Source organism: Geobacillus sp. FJAT-46040, assembly GCF_002335725.1.
GTDB lineage: Bacteria > Bacillota > Bacilli > Bacillales > Anoxybacillaceae > Geobacillus > Geobacillus thermoleovorans.
Genome location: NZ_NISS01000001.1, coordinates 1,107,938 through 1,124,352, shown reverse-complemented (window position 1 = coordinate 1,124,352; position 16,415 = coordinate 1,107,938). Strand labels below are relative to the sequence as shown.

At 46.2% G+C, this 16,415-nt stretch carries 12 protein-coding genes and 1 pseudogene; all 13 read right to left on the bottom strand.

All coding sequences use genetic code 11. From position 1 onward, the window contains the following. Positions 1–3: 3 nt before the first annotated feature. The gene (locus tag CD000_RS05975) at positions 4–999 is read right to left on the bottom strand and encodes a Gfo/Idh/MocA family protein (RefSeq protein WP_096225170.1); all 996 of its coding nucleotides are present in this window, start codon (positions 997–999) and stop codon (positions 4–6) included. Between the two features lie 65 nt (positions 1,000–1,064). After that, positions 1,065–1,805: pseudogene (locus CD000_RS05970) on the bottom strand (alpha-L-arabinofuranosidase C-terminal domain-containing protein); the annotation flags it as partial. Beyond that, on the bottom strand, positions 1,774–2,034 hold the full coding sequence (locus tag CD000_RS19055; protein ID WP_233130496.1) for an extracellular solute-binding protein: 261 nt from the start codon (positions 2,032–2,034) through the stop codon (positions 1,774–1,776). The gene CD000_RS19055 and the pseudogene CD000_RS05970, both read right to left, overlap by 32 nt. Before the next feature lie 633 nt (positions 2,035–2,667). Further along, a complete protein-coding gene (gene araA / locus CD000_RS05960) occupies positions 2,668–4,158 on the bottom strand; it encodes an L-arabinose isomerase (RefSeq protein WP_096225168.1) in 1,491 nt (496 codons plus the stop codon). Between the two features lie 16 nt (positions 4,159–4,174). After that, positions 4,175–5,869 carry a ribulokinase gene (locus CD000_RS05955; RefSeq protein WP_096225166.1) on the bottom strand — a complete coding sequence of 565 codons (1,695 nt, stop codon included), beginning with the start codon at positions 5,867–5,869 and terminating at the stop codon, positions 4,175–4,177. Between the two features lie 16 nt (positions 5,870–5,885). Beyond that, a complete protein-coding gene (gene araD, locus CD000_RS05950; protein WP_096225164.1) occupies positions 5,886–6,572 on the bottom strand; it encodes an L-ribulose-5-phosphate 4-epimerase in 687 nt (228 codons plus the stop codon). A 93-nt stretch (positions 6,573–6,665) separates the two neighbouring features. Next, complete coding sequence (locus tag CD000_RS05945; protein WP_096225162.1) at positions 6,666–7,760, bottom strand: GntR family transcriptional regulator; 1,095 nt, start codon at positions 7,758–7,760, stop codon at positions 6,666–6,668. 302 nt (positions 7,761–8,062) lie between these two features. Next, entirely contained in the window at positions 8,063–9,286 is a 1,224-nt protein-coding gene (gene mmsB, locus CD000_RS05940; protein ID WP_014195985.1) for a multiple monosaccharide ABC transporter permease, read from the bottom strand. Between the two features lies 1 nt (position 9,287). Continuing rightward, on the bottom strand, positions 9,288–10,829 hold the full coding sequence (mmsA, locus tag CD000_RS05935) for a multiple monosaccharide ABC transporter ATP-binding protein (protein WP_011231398.1): 1,542 nt from the start codon (positions 10,827–10,829) through the stop codon (positions 9,288–9,290). A gap of 81 nt (positions 10,830–10,910) precedes the next feature. Continuing rightward, positions 10,911–11,990, bottom strand: coding sequence for a multiple monosaccharide ABC transporter substrate-binding protein (gene chvE / locus CD000_RS05930; RefSeq protein WP_011231399.1), 1,080 nt, complete (start codon positions 11,988–11,990; stop codon positions 10,911–10,913). Between the two features lie 193 nt (positions 11,991–12,183). Continuing rightward, entirely contained in the window at positions 12,184–13,389 is a 1,206-nt protein-coding gene (locus CD000_RS05925; protein WP_096225160.1) for a response regulator transcription factor, read from the bottom strand. Between the two features lie 13 nt (positions 13,390–13,402). Then, complete coding sequence (locus tag CD000_RS05920; protein WP_096225158.1) at positions 13,403–15,178, bottom strand: cache domain-containing sensor histidine kinase; 1,776 nt, start codon at positions 15,176–15,178, stop codon at positions 13,403–13,405. Positions 15,179–15,213: 35 nt separating this feature from the next. Continuing rightward, the gene (locus CD000_RS05915; protein ID WP_011231402.1) at positions 15,214–16,221 is read right to left on the bottom strand and encodes a substrate-binding domain-containing protein; all 1,008 of its coding nucleotides are present in this window, start codon (positions 16,219–16,221) and stop codon (positions 15,214–15,216) included. Positions 16,222–16,415: the final 194 nt, after the last annotated feature.

The window sequence follows — 16,415 nt, the reverse complement described above, 5'->3', positions numbered from 1 at the left end:
CCTTTATAATTGTACGATCTCTTCCGTTTTCATCGATGTGCGACAAGCGTCGAGCGCCCGCGCCAGTTTGATCATGCGCTCCGGGGAATACAACAGCGGCGTTCCTTCGAGAATGGAGCGCGAAAAGTGCTCGATTTGCAGCGCGTATTGGTCGCCTGCCACCGTTTCCTCGCGTACGTTCCCATCAGCCGTTGCGACCGTAATCCGCCCCTCGCCACCATCCACATCCGGTCGATACGCCCGCGAGACAACGATTTTTCCCTTCGTACCCACTACTTCGTATTCGTTCTGAAAGAGCATATCAAAACTGCACGTGAACTGCGCAAGAACACCGTTTTCCATCCTCATCCATCCGTTCGTCGTTAAATCGACCGAACGGTGCGGATCAAAATGGGATTGAACGAATAGTTCAATTGGTTCGGCGTCAAGGATGTGTCTCGTCGAGTGCACGCAATAGCAGCCGACATCGAACAAGCTTCCTCCGCCAAGCTCATCGTTCATGCGGATATTCGTTTCCCGGTCTTGCAAGTAAAAGGAGAAATGGGTGCGCATGTACTTGATGTCACCGATCGCCCCATCGGCTAAAAGCTGCTTCACCCGTTCATGCTGCGGATGAAACTGGTACATGAACGCTTCCATGAATAAAACACCGTTTTCCTCGCACGCCTCAATCATGCGCCGGACATCTTCTGCGCATAAAGCGGCAGGTTTTTCACAAAGCACGTGCTTTTTCTTCTTCGCCGCTTTGATCGTCCATTCAGCGTGCAGGCTGTTTGGAAGCGGGATGTACACTGCGTCGACGTCCGGGTCATCAAGCAGCTGACCATAGCTGTCATACGCCTTCGGAATGCCGAGCTCCCGCGCTGCTTCGCTGGCTTTCCTGCTTTCACTGACGATCGCCACGACTTCGGCGTGATCCGTCCGGCGAATGGCGGGAATCATCACGTATTTGGCAATGGCCGCTGTACTCATAATACCAAAACGGACTTTACGCCCCACGTTTCGTCTCTCCTTTCCGTTTGCAAAGGGAGAGGCTGGCCATCAGACCAGCCTTCACTTCCTTATCATTTTCCTAAACGAATAACGTTCCACGATAACTTCGGCAGCGTCGCCGACACTTTTCCAGCGGACAGCTGAGCATCGCCGTTGCGGTGCGGAACCACCGGGGAAGATTGCGCGGAATTCGTTTGTTTCACGTTTTCATGTTCCAATACGATATGTTCAATAACGCGATAATCCTCAAAATTGCGGACATCGCACTCAAGCAGTAACGAATCGTCCATATCACGGTTGACGGCGAAAATCGTTACTTCTTCTTTTTCTTCATTGTACACCGCGATCGCCTCTAAGTACGGCACGTCCGTAAAGTCTTTGCTGTCGTATTTCGGACTTGAAATGACTGGGTGCAGCGCCACCCCTCTGCCATAAACAGAAGCATGCATAAACGGATAGTAAATCGTTTGCTTCCATGCCGGACCGTTCTTTTCCGTCATGATCGGTGCAATGACATTCACTAATTGAACCAAGCAGGCAATTTTCACCCGATCGGCATGTTTCATGAGCGTAATAAGCATGCAGCCGACAAGAAGCGCATCTTCAAAGTTATAAATATCCTCCAACAAAGGCGGCGCCACCGTCCACGGTTCAATTTGCTTATCCGCCTCATTCGAATGGTACCATACGTTCCATTCGTCAAACGAAAGATGAATCGTCTTCTTGCTTCGTTTTTTCGCCTTCACGTAATCAGCAATGGCCACAACCGAACGAATAAAATCATCCATTTCCAGCGACAGCGCCAAATGATTGAATAGCTTTGTCTTTTACGGGGTCTATAATGTCATTTAACTCTACTAACTGCGGTTTTCCTTTTAAATAGTTGGAGAAACGAGAAATCTCAATATCTACAATGTCCGGCGCTCCTACTCCGGATTGCAAAGATAAAAGCAGTTTGTTATGCATGTCATCATACGGATAAGTGGTAGTTTCTAGCTGAATCTTTTTGTCAGGGTGTGTTTTATTCCACTCATCAGCCATAAACTCGAAAAACTTTGCATGTTGCTCTCCAAATGTCCATAATGTCAGTTTAGTGGCACCATTTGCGCCTTTGCTCGATTGACCAGAATTGCTTGAGTCACCTGAACAACCAGCTAAAAACGTTGATACAGCCATAAATAAGACTAGTAGCAATAAAGACCACTTTTTCATCGGTTTACCTCCCCCCTGATTTCAAGCGCGGGTCAACTACTGTTTACGCCATGTTGCTACTATCGTTGAAAACGCTTTTAAAACTAACCACCTCTCCCCCTTTGTTTATTTCAAATCCTTTTTATAAGGATCTGAAAACAATTTGACCTTACAAATAGTACGTTTTATCCTAATACCGTTTTATATTGTACGTATAACTTTTAACTTCATTGTACCATTTTATATATTTTTTTTAATACAAAATTTAAAAAAATCAAGAAATAATTTTTATCCACCTTAAAATTGATACCGAAAGTTGTCCATATAACTTCCGTTACGTTGATGACTTTGCTTACACATTCGAAATTACCTCTCTTCTGTTAATGGCCAACTTTTATGTATGATAAAAACGAAGGACATGAGCCCTCCTTCCAGCCCATGTCCTTGGTGTTGTGCCGTATGGATTTGCACGCTGGCTTCACCTTACCGTCCCCGCCAGAATACTTCATTCCATCTTAGTTCGTTCTTGAATGAGGAGACGGACGTATGTTCATTGATCACGACGCATTCAATGCCCGCCATTTCCGCAAAGTCTTGCAGCTGTTCAGCCGTGACCGCAAACGAGAAGCATGTGTGATGCGCTCCGCCGGCTAAAATCCATGCTTCGGCCGAGTCGCGGAGTGACGGGCGCGGTTTCCATAGAATGCGCGCAACAGGCAGTTTCGGCATCTCATGTTCTGGTTTCACTGCATCGACTTCATTGACAATGAGACGGAAACGGTGTCCTAAGTCAATCAACGAAGCATTGACCGCAGCACCCTCGCCGCCGTCAAACACGAGACGGGCTGGATCTTCTTTTCCACCGATCGAAAGCGGATGGACTTCGATGCGCGGCCGGGTTGCGGCAATCGTCGGGCATACTTCGAGCATATGCGCGCCAAGAATCATTTCGTTGCCCGGCTCAAAGTGGTACGTGTAGTCTTCCATGAACGATGTTCCTTTGCCATCCGCCATGACTTTCATCAACCGAACGAGAGCAGCCGTTTTCCAGTCGCCTTCGCCGCCAAATCCATATCCCTCTGCCATAAGCCGTTGAACCGCTAGTCCTGGAAGTTGCTTCATGCCGTGCAAATCTTCAAACGTCGTCGTAAAGGCAGTGAAGTTCCCGTCTTGCAAAAAGGCTTTTAACCCAAGTTCAATCCGCGCCTGCTCACGGATCGACTCGCGAACCGGTCCATCTTGACGGCCAGCAGGTACAATGTCATACAGTTCGGTATATTCATCAAGCAGTTCGTTAACGCTTTGTTCAGAAACATCGCGAATAGATTGCACCAAATCCCCAATGCCATAACCGTTGATCGACCAGCCGAATTGAATTTGCGCTCCCACTTTGTCCCCTTCCGTTACCGCCACTTCACGCATGTTATCGCCGAAACGGGCAACTTTAAGATGTCGGCTTTCCGCAAAGGCGACGGCCGTCCGCATCCATTTCGCCAGCCGCTCGCGGACTTCTGGGTCTTCCCAATGACCAACGACCACTTTCCGGGCAACTCCCATTCTCGCACCGATAAATCCGTATTCTCGGTCACCGTGAGCTGATTGGTTTAAGTTCATAAAGTCCATATCGATGCTGTCCCACGGAATATCACGGTTAAACTGGGTGTGAAGATGCAATAACGGTTTTCTCAACTCCAAAAGGCCGCCAATCCACATTTTCGCTGGCGAGAACGTATGCATCCATGTGACAACGCCGGCACATTGTTCGCTCGCATTCGCCTCAAGGCAAACGCGCCGGATTTCCTCTGGCGTCGTCACGACTGATTTGAAAACGAATGGGAACGGAAACACCGAATCGCGATTCCATTCATTGACCATGATTCTTGAATGTTCTTCGACTTGTTTTAACGCTTCTTCTCCGTACAAGTGCTGACTTCCTGTTACAAACCAAAATTCATAAGGACGTAATGATAGCATCATTGCTCCTCCCCGTTCACGATAAAGTCACCGATTCGTTCGCCGTCCGTGCAGTTTCTCTCCAATGTTTGAGCCGTTTCATGACATCGTTTTCCCCACGGCCGAAGTAGTCATGCAACTTCGTATATTCTTGGTACAACTGCTCGTACATCGCGACATTCTCCGGAATCGGTTTGAACGTCTCTTCACGCACTTTTCCCATGTTTCGCGCCGCCTCAACGATTGATTCATAACCGCCGTTCTCTTTGCCGGCCGCGACCGCCGCGAACATGGCAGCCCCCACTGCCGGGGTTTGCTTCGACGCCGCGATTTTGATCTCGCGGTTGGTCACATCGGCATAAATTTGCATGAGCAGCTTATTTTTTTGCGGCAACCCGCCGCATGCGTACAGTTCATCCACGTTGACACCGTTTTCAACAAAGGCATCGATAATTTTGCGTGTTCCAAAGGCCGTTGCTTCAAGCAGCGCGCGGTAAATCTCTTCTGGTTTCGTCAGCAGCGTATAACCAATGATCAGTCCGGTTAAATCGGTGTCGACCAATACGGAACGGTTCCCATTCCACCAGTCTAAAGCGAGCAGTCCTGTTTCCCCCGGCCGGTAAGCAGCAGCGCGCTTTTCCAGCCACTCATGGACACTAACCCCTTCTTTTTCCGCCGCTTCTTTCACATAAGCCGGGACGCCTTGTTCAACATACCAAGCGAAAATGTCGCCGACCGCTGACTGCCCGGCTTCATAGCCGAAATATCCCGGAATGATGCCGTCTTCCACAACGCCGCACATGCCTTCGACATATTTTTCTTCCGTGCCAAGCAACATGTGGCAAATCGATGTTCCCATCGCCATCACCAGTTTGCCTGGCTCAACGACCCCGACACCCGGTACGGCTGCATGGGCATCAACATTCCCGACGGCAACGGCTGTTCCCGGAAGGAGGCCCATCGTGGCCGCCATTTCTTTCGTCAGCACTCCCGCTCTCGTACCAAGCGGAACGATCGGGCCGCGCAGTTTCGTTTCTGTTAAGTGTTCCAGCCGGGGGGCGAGCGCCCGGAAAAACTCCTTGCTTGGATAGCCGTCCTGTTTATGCCAAATCGACTTATAGCCCGCCGCACAGCTATTCCGGACGATATTGCCGGTCATTTTGAAAATGACCCAATCAGTCGCCTCGAGGAAAAGATCAGTTTGTTCGTAAATCTCCGGATCTTCGTTTAGAATCTGCCAAATTTTCGCAATCATCCATTCGGATGAAATTTTTCCCCCGTATCTCGGTAAAAACGCTTCGCCTCGTTTGGTCGCAATTTCATTGAGCAAGTTCGCCTCATCTTGAGCGGCATGGTGCTTCCACAATTTCACCCAACTGTGCGGACGGTTCCTGAATTCTGGCTTTAGACAAAGCGGCTCGCCAGAAGCATCGACCGGCAGCATCGTGCATGAAGTAAAATCAATGCCGACCCCGATCACATCGGCTGGGTTGACCCCTGACTTTTGCAATACCGTCGGGACAGCGGTCGCCAATACTTCAATATAATCAGCCGGGTGTTGCAGCGCCCAGTCTGGCTCGAGTTGTACGTTCGATTCCGGCAGCACTTCATCAATGACTCCATGAGGATACGGAGTGACATGATCCGCAATTTCGTTTCCTTCTAGATCAACAAGAACCGCTCGCCCCGATTCGGTGCCATAGTCAATGCCAATGACATACTTTTTCCCCATCTCGATCTCCCTCCCTTTATTGCCCGTAGTAAGCGTTTGCGCCATGCTTGCGCAAATAGTGGCGGTCAAGTAGCGACTGGCTGATCGGTTGCACATTTGGATTGAGCATGAATGTTCTTGCCGCCATTTTCGCCACTTCTTCCAAGACAACGGCATTATGAACCGCGTTCGCTGGATCTTTCCCCCAAGCAAACGGTCCGTGGCCGTGCACCAAGACACCTGGCATTTGCAGCGGATCGAGAAAACGAAACGTTTCCGTAATGACCTTTCCGGTCTCTAGTTCATAAGCTCCTTGAATTTCTTCATTGGTCATCGGACGGGTGCACGGAATTTCCCCATAAAAATAGTCCGCGTGCGTCGTCCCTAATACTGGAATTCCTTTTCCGGCCTGCGCCCAAATCGTCGCCCAAGTCGAATGGGTATGAACAACTCCACCGATACCAGAAAATTGTTTATACAACCAGAGGTGGGTCGGGGTGTCCGACGACGGTTTTAAGTCCCCTTCCACCACATTGCCATTTAAGTCCACGACCACCATATCATCAATGGTCAACTTGTCATACGCCACCCCGCTTGGTTTAATGACAACCAATCCGCGCTCCCGGTCAATCCCGCTCACGTTTCCCCACGTAAATGTCACGAGGCGGTATTGCGGGAGCTGCAGGTTGGCCTCTAATACGGCTTGTTTCAACTCCTCAAGCATTGGCTCCCACTCCCTATGAAAAAACTCCTCACCTCCATTATACTATTGTACGTACAATTTTTCTATAACTTTTTTTGATCTCTCATACATTTTTTAAATTTCCTTTGTTGAGTTACGGACAATTAGCTCCGGTCGATAAATGATATCGCCCATTTTATCGACTGATCGTTGTTCGATCATTTGAATGAGCATCTCAGCCGCTTGAACGCCCATTTCTGTTTTCGGATGGCGAATCGTCGTCAATTTCACCTCCGTCGCTGTCGCAAATGTAGAGTCATCAAAGCCAACGATCGAAATGTCATCGGGAACCGATAACCCTTGTTGGCGAATGACTTCAAGAAGCAAAATCGCCAGCTCATCGTTGTAGCACACAAAGGCTGTCGGGCGCTCCTCTTTCGGCCGTTGCAAAAACTCCCGCGCCACCTCAAGCGGCTTTGTCCATTTCTCCTCTGTTGCGTAGGAAAGAAGATACTCCGTCGCCACAGGCACCTCGTGTTGCTGATGGGCGCGAATAAAGCCGCGCAAACGATCCACCCCTTGCAAATCGTCGGTTTTAAAGAAACCAGCAATCCGGCGGTGCCCTAAACGAATGAGATGGTCGGTCAATAAAAATCCTCCCTGCTCGTCGTCCATTTTGACGCATGGACAGCTCACTTCCAAATAGCGGGCATTGATCATCACGTACGGAATATGGAGGTTATTGAGCGACAAGTAGTAGCCCAGATTTGGATTTCCTTGCGCGCTTTTTGTCGGTTCGATGATCAGTCCGCTTAATGGCTCCCGAATCATCTCCTCAAGCTGCTCTTTCTCTCTCTGTTTATCATTATTCGTGCTGGCAAGCAAAAGACGGTATCCTTTCTCCCGCAACGTCTCCTCCGCCCCTCGGACGATATGGGGAAAAATATAATCGGAAATATAGGTCGTCACGATCCCGATCGTTTTCGTATCCACCTGTTCTTTCGGCTTCGGCCGGGACACAAATGTGCCGCTCCCTTGGATTTTGTACAGCCATCCTTCCTTCTCGAGTTCTCCCAGCGCTTGCCGAACGGTATGTCGGCTTAGTTGAAACTGGTTGGCGATCTCATGCTCGGTCGGAATTTTCTCATCCGGCTTCATTTGTCCGGAAATGATCCAAGATAAAATTTCTTGTTTTAATTGCAGATATTTCGGCAGCGTTTTCTCCTTCATAGTCCACCTCAACGATAAAATAATGAGATACAAATTAATTTTATTATAGCAGTTTTTATTTGTCCGTATCATTGCGCTAAGAGCAGACGGCGGAAAATATATGAGGCGCCTGCACACGCCCTTTTTCAAGCGAAAGAGAACAGTGGGAGAAAACGCTTCAACCTCCAAAACCACTTGAAATGCGACTCGGCATACGGATCATATGAACCGATCGAACTCTTTTCGAGCATAAAAGCCCTGTGTCCATCTTTTGACCATTTGACAAAAAAGCCAAGCAATGCGCTTGGCCCTTCGCTTTCGCATTAAGCAGCTTTATTTTTGTTGTAAATATCAAAAGCCACAGCAATAAGCAATACAAGCCCTTTGATGGCCTGTTGCCAGTCAATACCGAGCCCCAGCAAGGACATCCCGTTATTCATTACGCCCATGACTAGACCGCCGATGATCGCTCCGCTAATCGTGCCGATTCCTCCATAAGCGGATGCGCCTCCAATAAAGCACGCCGCAATGGCATCGAGCTCAAACAAGTTCCCCGCTTTCGGCGTCGCAGCGTTGAGGCGAGCGGCAAAAATCAATCCGGACAAAGCGGCCAACACGCCCATGTTGACAAACACCCAAAACGTGACACGTTTCGTTTTAATCCCGGACAATTGCGCAGCCTTCTCATTACCACCAATCGCATAAATATGGCGGCCGACGACCGTCCGGTTCGCCACAAAGGAATAAGCAATGATCAACGCAACCAAAATCACTAGAATCGTCGGAATTCCTTCATACGTCGCTAAAATATAAGTAAAAATCATGATCACAGCGGCAATCACAGCCAGCTTCAAGGCAAACATCGCCGCAGGGGTGACCGCAAACCCATATTTTTTCTGACTGTTTCGTTTTCTCCATTCCAGTACAACAAATAAGAGAGAAGCGGCGAAACCGATCACAATGGTGAACAGATGGATCTCTCCTCCATGAAATACGTCAGGGAGAAACCCAGAACTCATATTTTGGAATGTTTTCGGAAACGGGGCGATCGACTGTCCTTCCAAAATAACCATCGTCAATCCTCGGAACAGCAACATCCCTGCTAATGTAACAATGAATGATGGAATTTTTACGTACGCCACCCAAAATCCTTGCCATGCGCCAATCAAGGCTCCGAGCAATAAACAAATGAGCACCGTCAACCATACTGATGCATGGTGCTGAACCATCAGAATGCCGGCCAATGCCCCGACAAAAGCTGCCACCGATCCGACGGACAAATCAATATGTCCGGTGATAATGACAAGCATCATGCCAACAGCCAGCACCAAAATATAACTGTTTTGCAAAATCAAGTTTGTAATATTTAATGGCCGCAACAAAATGCCTCCAGTTAACACTTGGAACAATAACATAATCAAAATGAGAGCGATGACCATACTGTAACTTCTCATATTGTTTTTGATCATCTGCTTCAACGATAACTGCTGACTTTCTGTAGACCGCTTTGGAGAATGTTGTGCTGTTTTTTGCATTAGTGCTCCCATCTTATGCCCCCTCCTGAATCGCTGTTTTCGTCATAAGCCTCATTAGTTTTTCCTGTGTCGCTTCTTCCCGCGACACCTCTCCAGTGATTCTCCCTTCACTCATCACATAAATTCGATCGCACATGCCAAGAATTTCTGGGAGTTCGGACGAAATCATTAAAATACCTTTTCCTGCATCGGCTAGCTGCTGAATGATCGTGTAAATTTCATATTTCGCTCCGACGTCAATCCCCCGTGTTGGTTCGTCGAGAATCAAAATATCTGGCTCAGCAAAAATCCATTTGCTTAACACCACTTTTTGTTGATTCCCGCCACTAAGGGCTTCTACTTTTTGAAATACGCTTGGCGTTTTAATTTTGAATTGGTCACGGAATCGCTCCGATTCAACAATTTCTTGATTTTCATCGACCACAAAATGATTCGAGATTTTTCCTAAACGGGAAAGCGTAATATTTTTCCGAATGTCTTCCATTAAGATAAGGCCATTTCCTTTTCGATCTTCTGTTACATAGGCAATCCCGTTGGCAATGGCCTTGCTGACATCGCTGACATCGATTTTGACCCCGTTTTTCCATATTTCTCCGCTAATTTTCTTTCCGTATGACCGACCAAAGATGCTCATGGCCAATTCGGTTCGTCCCGCCCCCATAAGGCCGGCGATCCCCACAATTTCTCCTCTGCGAATCGACAGATTGATATTATCAAGCACTTTGCGCTCCGAATAAACAGGGTGATATACTGTCCAATTCCTGACCTCGAATATGATTTCGCCTATCTTCGGTGTTCTTGAAGGATAGCGATTCGTTAAATCGCGTCCGACCATTCCACGGATAATCCGGTCTTCGGTCACCTCATCATGTTTCATATCCAACGTTTCAATTGTTTTTCCATCTCGTAAAATCGTGATCGAATCAGCGACTTTCGTAATTTCATTTAATTTATGGGAAATAATAATGGCCGATAACCCCTGTTTTTTCAATTCCAAAAGCAAATTCAGCAAATTTTCGCTGTCATCTTCATTCAACGCTGCGGTCGGCTCATCCAAAATAAGCAATTTCACATCTTTAGCCAACGCCTTCGCGATTTCTACAAGTTGCTGCTTGCCGACGCCAAGTTGGCCGACCAATGTATGCGGCGACTCCTCTAATCCGACTTTCTGCAACAGCTTTTTTGTTTGAGCGATCGTTTCATTCCAGTTAATGATGCCTCTTTTCGCCCGTTCATTCCCTAAAAAAATATTTTCGGCAATGGATAAATAGGGAATCAAGGCCAGCTCTTGATGAATGATAACAATTCCTAACTGTTCGCTCTGTTTAATATCTTTAAATCTACATACTTCGCCCTTAAATAAAATTTCTCCGTCATACGTGCCGTACGGATAAACGCCGCTCAAGACTTTCATTAATGTCGATTTTCCTGCTCCATTCTCTCCACAAAGCGCGTGAATTTCCCCTTCCCGTATTTTTAAATTCACATTATCAAGTGCTTTCACTCCAGGGAATTGTTTCGTAATCCCTCTCATTTCTAAAATAAACTCAGACATCTCCCGCTGCCCCCCTTGTAAGAGAGTTACGGATATAAGGGGGTACAGGTACATCCCTTATATCCGTCTTTTTGGCATCTTCTACTTTTCTAAATCTTCTTTTTTGTAATAACCGCTGTCAATCAACACTTTTTCATAATTGGATTTATCAACCGAAACCGGTTCCAACAAGTACGCTGGGACAACTTTGACCCCGTTATTATACGTTTTCGTATCGTTCACTTCCGGCTTTTTCCCTTTCAACACCGCATCAACCATCTCAACCGCTTTTTTCGCCAATTCTCTTGTGTCTTTAAATACCGTTTGCGTTTGTTCCCCTGCGATAATCGATTTCACCGAAGCCAATTCCGCATCTTGCCCAGTAATCACCGGCATCGGCTTGCTCGGAGTTCCGTAGCCAACCCCTTTTAAGGAAGAAATGATGCCAATGCTAATGCCATCATACGGGGACAAAACCGCATCAACACGTGCGTTTGTATAATGCGCACTCAACAAGTTGTCCATGCGCGCTTGAGCCGTCGCTCCATCCCAGCGCAATGTCGCTACTTGGTCAAACTTCGTTTGGCCGCTTCTCACTACTAATTTTCCGGAATCGATGTACGGCTTTAATACGGACATCGCTCCATCAAAGAAGAAATAGGCGTTATTGTCATCTGGAGAACCGGCAAACAACTCAATGTTGAACGGTCCTTTTCCTTCTTTCAATCCGAGCTTCTGTTCAATGTACTGCCCTTGCAGCACACCAACTTTAAAGTTATCAAACGTTGCATAATAGTCGACATACTTGCTGTTTTTAATCAAACGGTCGTACGAAATGATCTTAATCCCTTGTTTATGCGCTTTTTCCAACACATCCGTTAGCGCTTCCGCGTCAATCGGAGCAATCACTAACACATTGACCCCTTTGGTGATCATGTTTTCAATTTGCGATACCTGGTTTTCGACTACGTCCTCAGCATATTGCAAATCCGTCTTATATCCGAGCTTCTTAAATTCTTTCACCATGTTTTCCCCGTCACGAATCCAGCGTTCCGATGATTTTGTCGGCATTGAAATACCAACAAATCCGGCGTCTTTTCCACCATTCGCTCCGAGTCCTCCACAGGCGGACAATGACAGTACAAACACCAATAACGTCAGTACAGATAAAAGCCTTTTCATTTTTTTACCCCCTTTTAAATTTGTACGTATATTTAATTTCTGATTTTACTATATCATCGAACAAATTGTCCGTCTTTTTAATTAATTAACTGTTTTTATAAAAATTCAACTTCGTTGAAGCGTTTTCAAAAAAAGAAGAACGATCTTTTCAAAAGACCGTCCCGTCGCATTAACACTCGTTTCCTTCCTTATCTTAGGAGCTATCGTTTGTTATGTGCATTCTCCGGTATTGATTTGGAGATACTCCCATCGCCTTTTTAAAAGCAGTGCTGAAATAATGTTGCGTATCATAACCGACACGTTCAGCAATTTCATGGATCGGCAGTTCGGTAGACAAAAGCAATTCCGCCGCCTTCTCCATCCGGATTTTCGTCAACAAATGGATGAACGAAATACCGAGCTCTTGCTTGATCATTCGACTTAAATAAACCGGAGAGACATTGAGAAACTCAGCAACGGACCCAAGCGTCAAATCCGATTGGCTAAAATGCTTCTGTATATACTGCCTAGCACGACGGACAATCGGAGAAAGGCGGCTTTCTTCCACCATTTGCTCTTTGCATTTTTCATATGCCGTCGCCACCCCGACCATTCCTCCTTCCACCGTTTCTATATATACACTGGCTCTAATGTGCAAATGTTGTTTCAGTGCCGTTTCCATCTGCCTACACTGTTCTTCACTAATCGGTTTCCAGCTGATCACAACAATAAACTCGTTTGAATCACGAAAAACAATTTTTTCACCATCCCCCAATAATTCAGAGACGGCCTTTTCAATGGCAAATAAAAGCAACTGCCGATCCCGATCGCTCACAATGGGTTGATTTTTAAATGAAAACCATTGAATCACCACGACTTGCGCAGGACAAGACCGTGAAAGTCCGAGCAATGACAGTTGTCCCATGATATCCTCCTCCGTCAGTCGCCCTGCCACCCATTCCATCCCGAATTGCTGGCGAAGCACGTGAATATGCTTTTGTACTTGGTTCGTTAACAATTCCCTATATTGTTTTTCCTTTTGCTCCTGTTCGAGCTTCTCCTTCACTTTTGCGACTACTTCGTACAATCGCTGCGGATCAGTTGGCTTTAATAAGTAATCATCCACTTGAAGGCGAATCGCCTCCTGTGCATACGAAAACTCATCATAACCGGTAATTACAATCATATGGCAGTTGGGCAACTTCTCCCGCACATGTCTCATCAGCGTAAGCCCGTCCATGATCGGCATGCTTAAATCGACAAACAATACATTCACTCGATGCCGTAAAGCTAATTCCAACGCCTCTTCCCCATCTTCTGCTTCTGCAACAACTTCCATGTTAAATTCATTCCAATCGATCGACTCCCGAATCCCTTCACGAATGATCGCTTCGTCATCTGCAATCAGCACCTTCCACATGAATCCATCCCTCCTAAGGAAGATGGGTGATGATTGGATGCACAATCGTCACGGTTGTTCCTTTTCCTTCCTCACTATCGATATGCAACCGGTAGGACGGGCCAAATGTTAATTGTAAGCGAGCTTGTACGTTCATCATTCCGTACCCTTTCACCTTTTTCATCTTTCCTTCTTGGTCTCCCGATGTAAAGTCAATGGCTAAACTTTTCTGCAACTCTTGTAGCCGCTCCCGTGACATTCCGACGCCATCGTCTTTTACACAAATATACATCGCTCCTTCATGTTCTCGCGCTTGAATCCAAATATGCCCTTGTCCTCTTCTCTGTTTGATACCGTGATAAATCGCATTCTCTACAATCGGCTGCAATAGCAACTTTAACACATAAAATTGTTGCAGATATTCCGGAATGTCAAATGTATAGTCTAACTTATCTTTATAGCGAACTTCCTGGATACGTAAATAACTTTTAATATGCTCTACTTCCTCAGCCAAAAGAATCATATCCTTCCCCTTGCTTAATCCGATGCGGAACAGCTTTGCCAGTGTGCCGACCAATTCAGCAACATCATCAGCCCCTTTTTTGCGTGCCATCCATTGAATGGTATCTAATGTATTGTAAAGGAAGTGCGGTTTAATTTGTGCTTGCAACCCCCGCAACTCTGCCTCCCATCGCTGCCGCTCCTGCCATTCGGCCAAAGAAATAAAACGCTGCATTTGATCCAACATGTGGTTGAAACTTCGACCCAACATCCCAATTTCATCCGTACGCTCACCATGATAACGAACCGTTAAATCGCCTGCTTGCGCTTTTTTCATAAATGCCGTCAACTGGCTGATCGGACGAGATAATGAAAACGACAGGTAATAGGAAGCACCAATTGCAATAAAACAGACGAAAAAAATAAAACTGACAATATAAAAATGGATCTCTTTCACTTCTAATGCCGATTCATCGCTGGGGAACACCCCGATTGTTGTCCAATTCGTAAATGGAGAGCGCTGGTAAATAAACTGAACATGTTGTCCATTGATGTTCTTGGAAAATGCACCGCTATTTCCTTTGATCCAGCGCAATGGGACAGCTGTCACTGTAGAACGGCTCGGAGTATAGATGCTTTTCCCCTGCTCATCCATCACCAATAAATATCCCCATTTTCCAAGACGGATATTTTTAGTAGCTTCCGCAATCACTCTCAACTTTAAATCAACCAGTACAACCCCTTTCACTTTTTGTGTCTCGGGATCCATAATGGCTCGAACTGCAGATACGACTTCTGCACTTGTATAATGGGCATGAGAAATAACATTTCGTCCGATAGGATGACCGAGCATTTTAAAAATCCCTTTATTTTTCACAGCCTCACGATACCACCATTCCTTTGTCAATGGCGCGGAAGAACGGCTGTACATTTCATTACTTATATAGTCGCCATATTCGTTAACAACTAAAATCCCCGCAATCTCGGGATACAACGTAGTGATTCCTTGCAAAAATTGACGCATTTCATAATCATTGCGAGGCGCTCTACGATCCAAAAACGCTTTCATTTGTGGATTAAAGGCAATGAGATACGTTGCGTTTTGCATATTATTGGCATAAAACTCTAATGTCTGATTGACTTGGCTAATCAATTGCAATGTATTTTCATTTACTTGTCGTTCGATAATTCGATCAACCGTCCACCCTACCAAGCTTCCTAAACAGAGTGCAGGCACAATCATAGAGATGAGTAACAACGAAACAAACTTGTATCGTATCGGCCAATGGCTAACCCGCCAACGCTTCATCATTCGCAACCTCAATCACTCATTTCTCTATGTAGTCATTTGGCATAAAAATGATCCACATTTTCCCGCGTAACGACCGTAATTCCTGTATCAACATACGTTGGCAACGGTGAATCTCCTGACCGGGATGGAGATGTGAGATGATGATGAAGATGAAATAAAAATTGGAGCGACCAATATCCCATATTCCACGTTCCTTGCGCCAACGTCGCAGCAATAACGCCCCCCTTCACTAAATCTAACGTTTGTTTTTCTGTATCGAAACTAATGAGCTTAATCTCTTTCTTATTTAGCTCTTTGACTGCTTCTGCCATGCCAACTCCCCCGTTCGCTTCTGTTGCAAAGATCCCTTGCACATCCGGATAATCCTTTAAAATCTCCATTGCCGCCTGTTTTGAGGCCATAGCGTCCCCTTTTCCATTCTTTACGGCCACCACTTGCATTCGCGGATATTTTTGATAGATCGTCTCAACAAATCCTCTCGTCCTCTCTTGATGATTGAGTTGATGAGGGGAAGTAATGATCGCGACTTTCCCCTCATTCTTCAGCAGTTTAGCCATTTCGTGAGCCGCCGTCACTCCAGCGCTATAATTATTCGTCCCTAGAAATGAAAACGCCTTGCTTCCCGAAGCGTTCGAGTCAAATAATACAACTGGAATCCCTTCCTCGACTGCTTTATTGATTGTCTTCGTCAGCGCAGTCGGATTAATGGCAGAAACCGCAATCCCAGCTGGTTTTCTCGCGATCACTTGTTCGAGCACTGTCACTTGCTCATTGACGTCATATTGAGTCGCCCCTCGATATTCTACGGAAACGTTCAACGCCTCCGCTGCGTCTTCAAATCCTTTGAGACAGCGTTTCCAATAATCCATGCCTGATTGGAAGGTGACCATGACGTATTTTTCGTCGGGTTTGCCATAGAACGGTGACGTGTCCTCATTAACAGACTGAATACGAGACACATCATGTTGATAATGATAAACATACGCGATAAACACCGCTAGCAATCCTGCATACGCTACAATTAAAGCCCTTATTCTCATTATCCATCCCCTGTCTTTATCATGTCTTTCGATATATACTTACAAATTTCGATTCATTCTATGGAGTTGTACGAATCAATACATGTAATATACTACAATGTACCATGATTCAAACTAGTAGTTCAAATAAATTTGACACCCATTTGGATCGTTTACGCAAAAAAACTCTCCCCTTCAGGGAATGAATAGGACAC

What these genes read in the sequence shown, in the direction of transcription:
- CD000_RS19055 (WP_233130496.1), bottom strand. Translation starts at nt 2,034, where the DNA reads ATGGCTGATGAGTGGAATAAAACACACCCTGACAAAAAGATTCAGCTA.
- araA (WP_096225168.1), bottom strand. Translation starts at nt 4,158, where the DNA reads ATGCTATCATTACGTCCTTATGAATTTTGGTTTGTAACAGGAAGTCAG.
- CD000_RS05955 (WP_096225166.1), bottom strand. Translation starts at nt 5,869, where the DNA reads ATGGGGAAAAAGTATGTCATTGGCATTGACTATGGCACCGAATCGGGG.
- araD (WP_096225164.1), bottom strand. Translation starts at nt 6,572, where the DNA reads ATGCTTGAGGAGTTGAAACAAGCCGTATTAGAGGCCAACCTGCAGCTC.
- CD000_RS05945 (WP_096225162.1), bottom strand. Translation starts at nt 7,760, where the DNA reads ATGAAGGAGAAAACGCTGCCGAAATATCTGCAATTAAAACAAGAAATT.
- mmsB (WP_014195985.1), bottom strand. Translation starts at nt 9,286, where the DNA reads ATGGGAGCACTAATGCAAAAAACAGCACAACATTCTCCAAAGCGGTCT.
- mmsA (WP_011231398.1), bottom strand. Translation starts at nt 10,829, where the DNA reads ATGTCTGAGTTTATTTTAGAAATGAGAGGGATTACGAAACAATTCCCT.
- chvE (WP_011231399.1), bottom strand. Translation starts at nt 11,990, where the DNA reads ATGAAAAGGCTTTTATCTGTACTGACGTTATTGGTGTTTGTACTGTCA.
- CD000_RS05925 (WP_096225160.1), bottom strand. Translation starts at nt 13,389, where the DNA reads ATGTGGAAGGTGCTGATTGCAGATGACGAAGCGATCATTCGTGAAGGG.
- CD000_RS05920 (WP_096225158.1), bottom strand. Translation starts at nt 15,178, where the DNA reads ATGAAGCGTTGGCGGGTTAGCCATTGGCCGATACGATACAAGTTTGTT.
- CD000_RS05915 (WP_011231402.1), bottom strand. Translation starts at nt 16,221, where the DNA reads ATGAGAATAAGGGCTTTAATTGTAGCGTATGCAGGATTGCTAGCGGTG.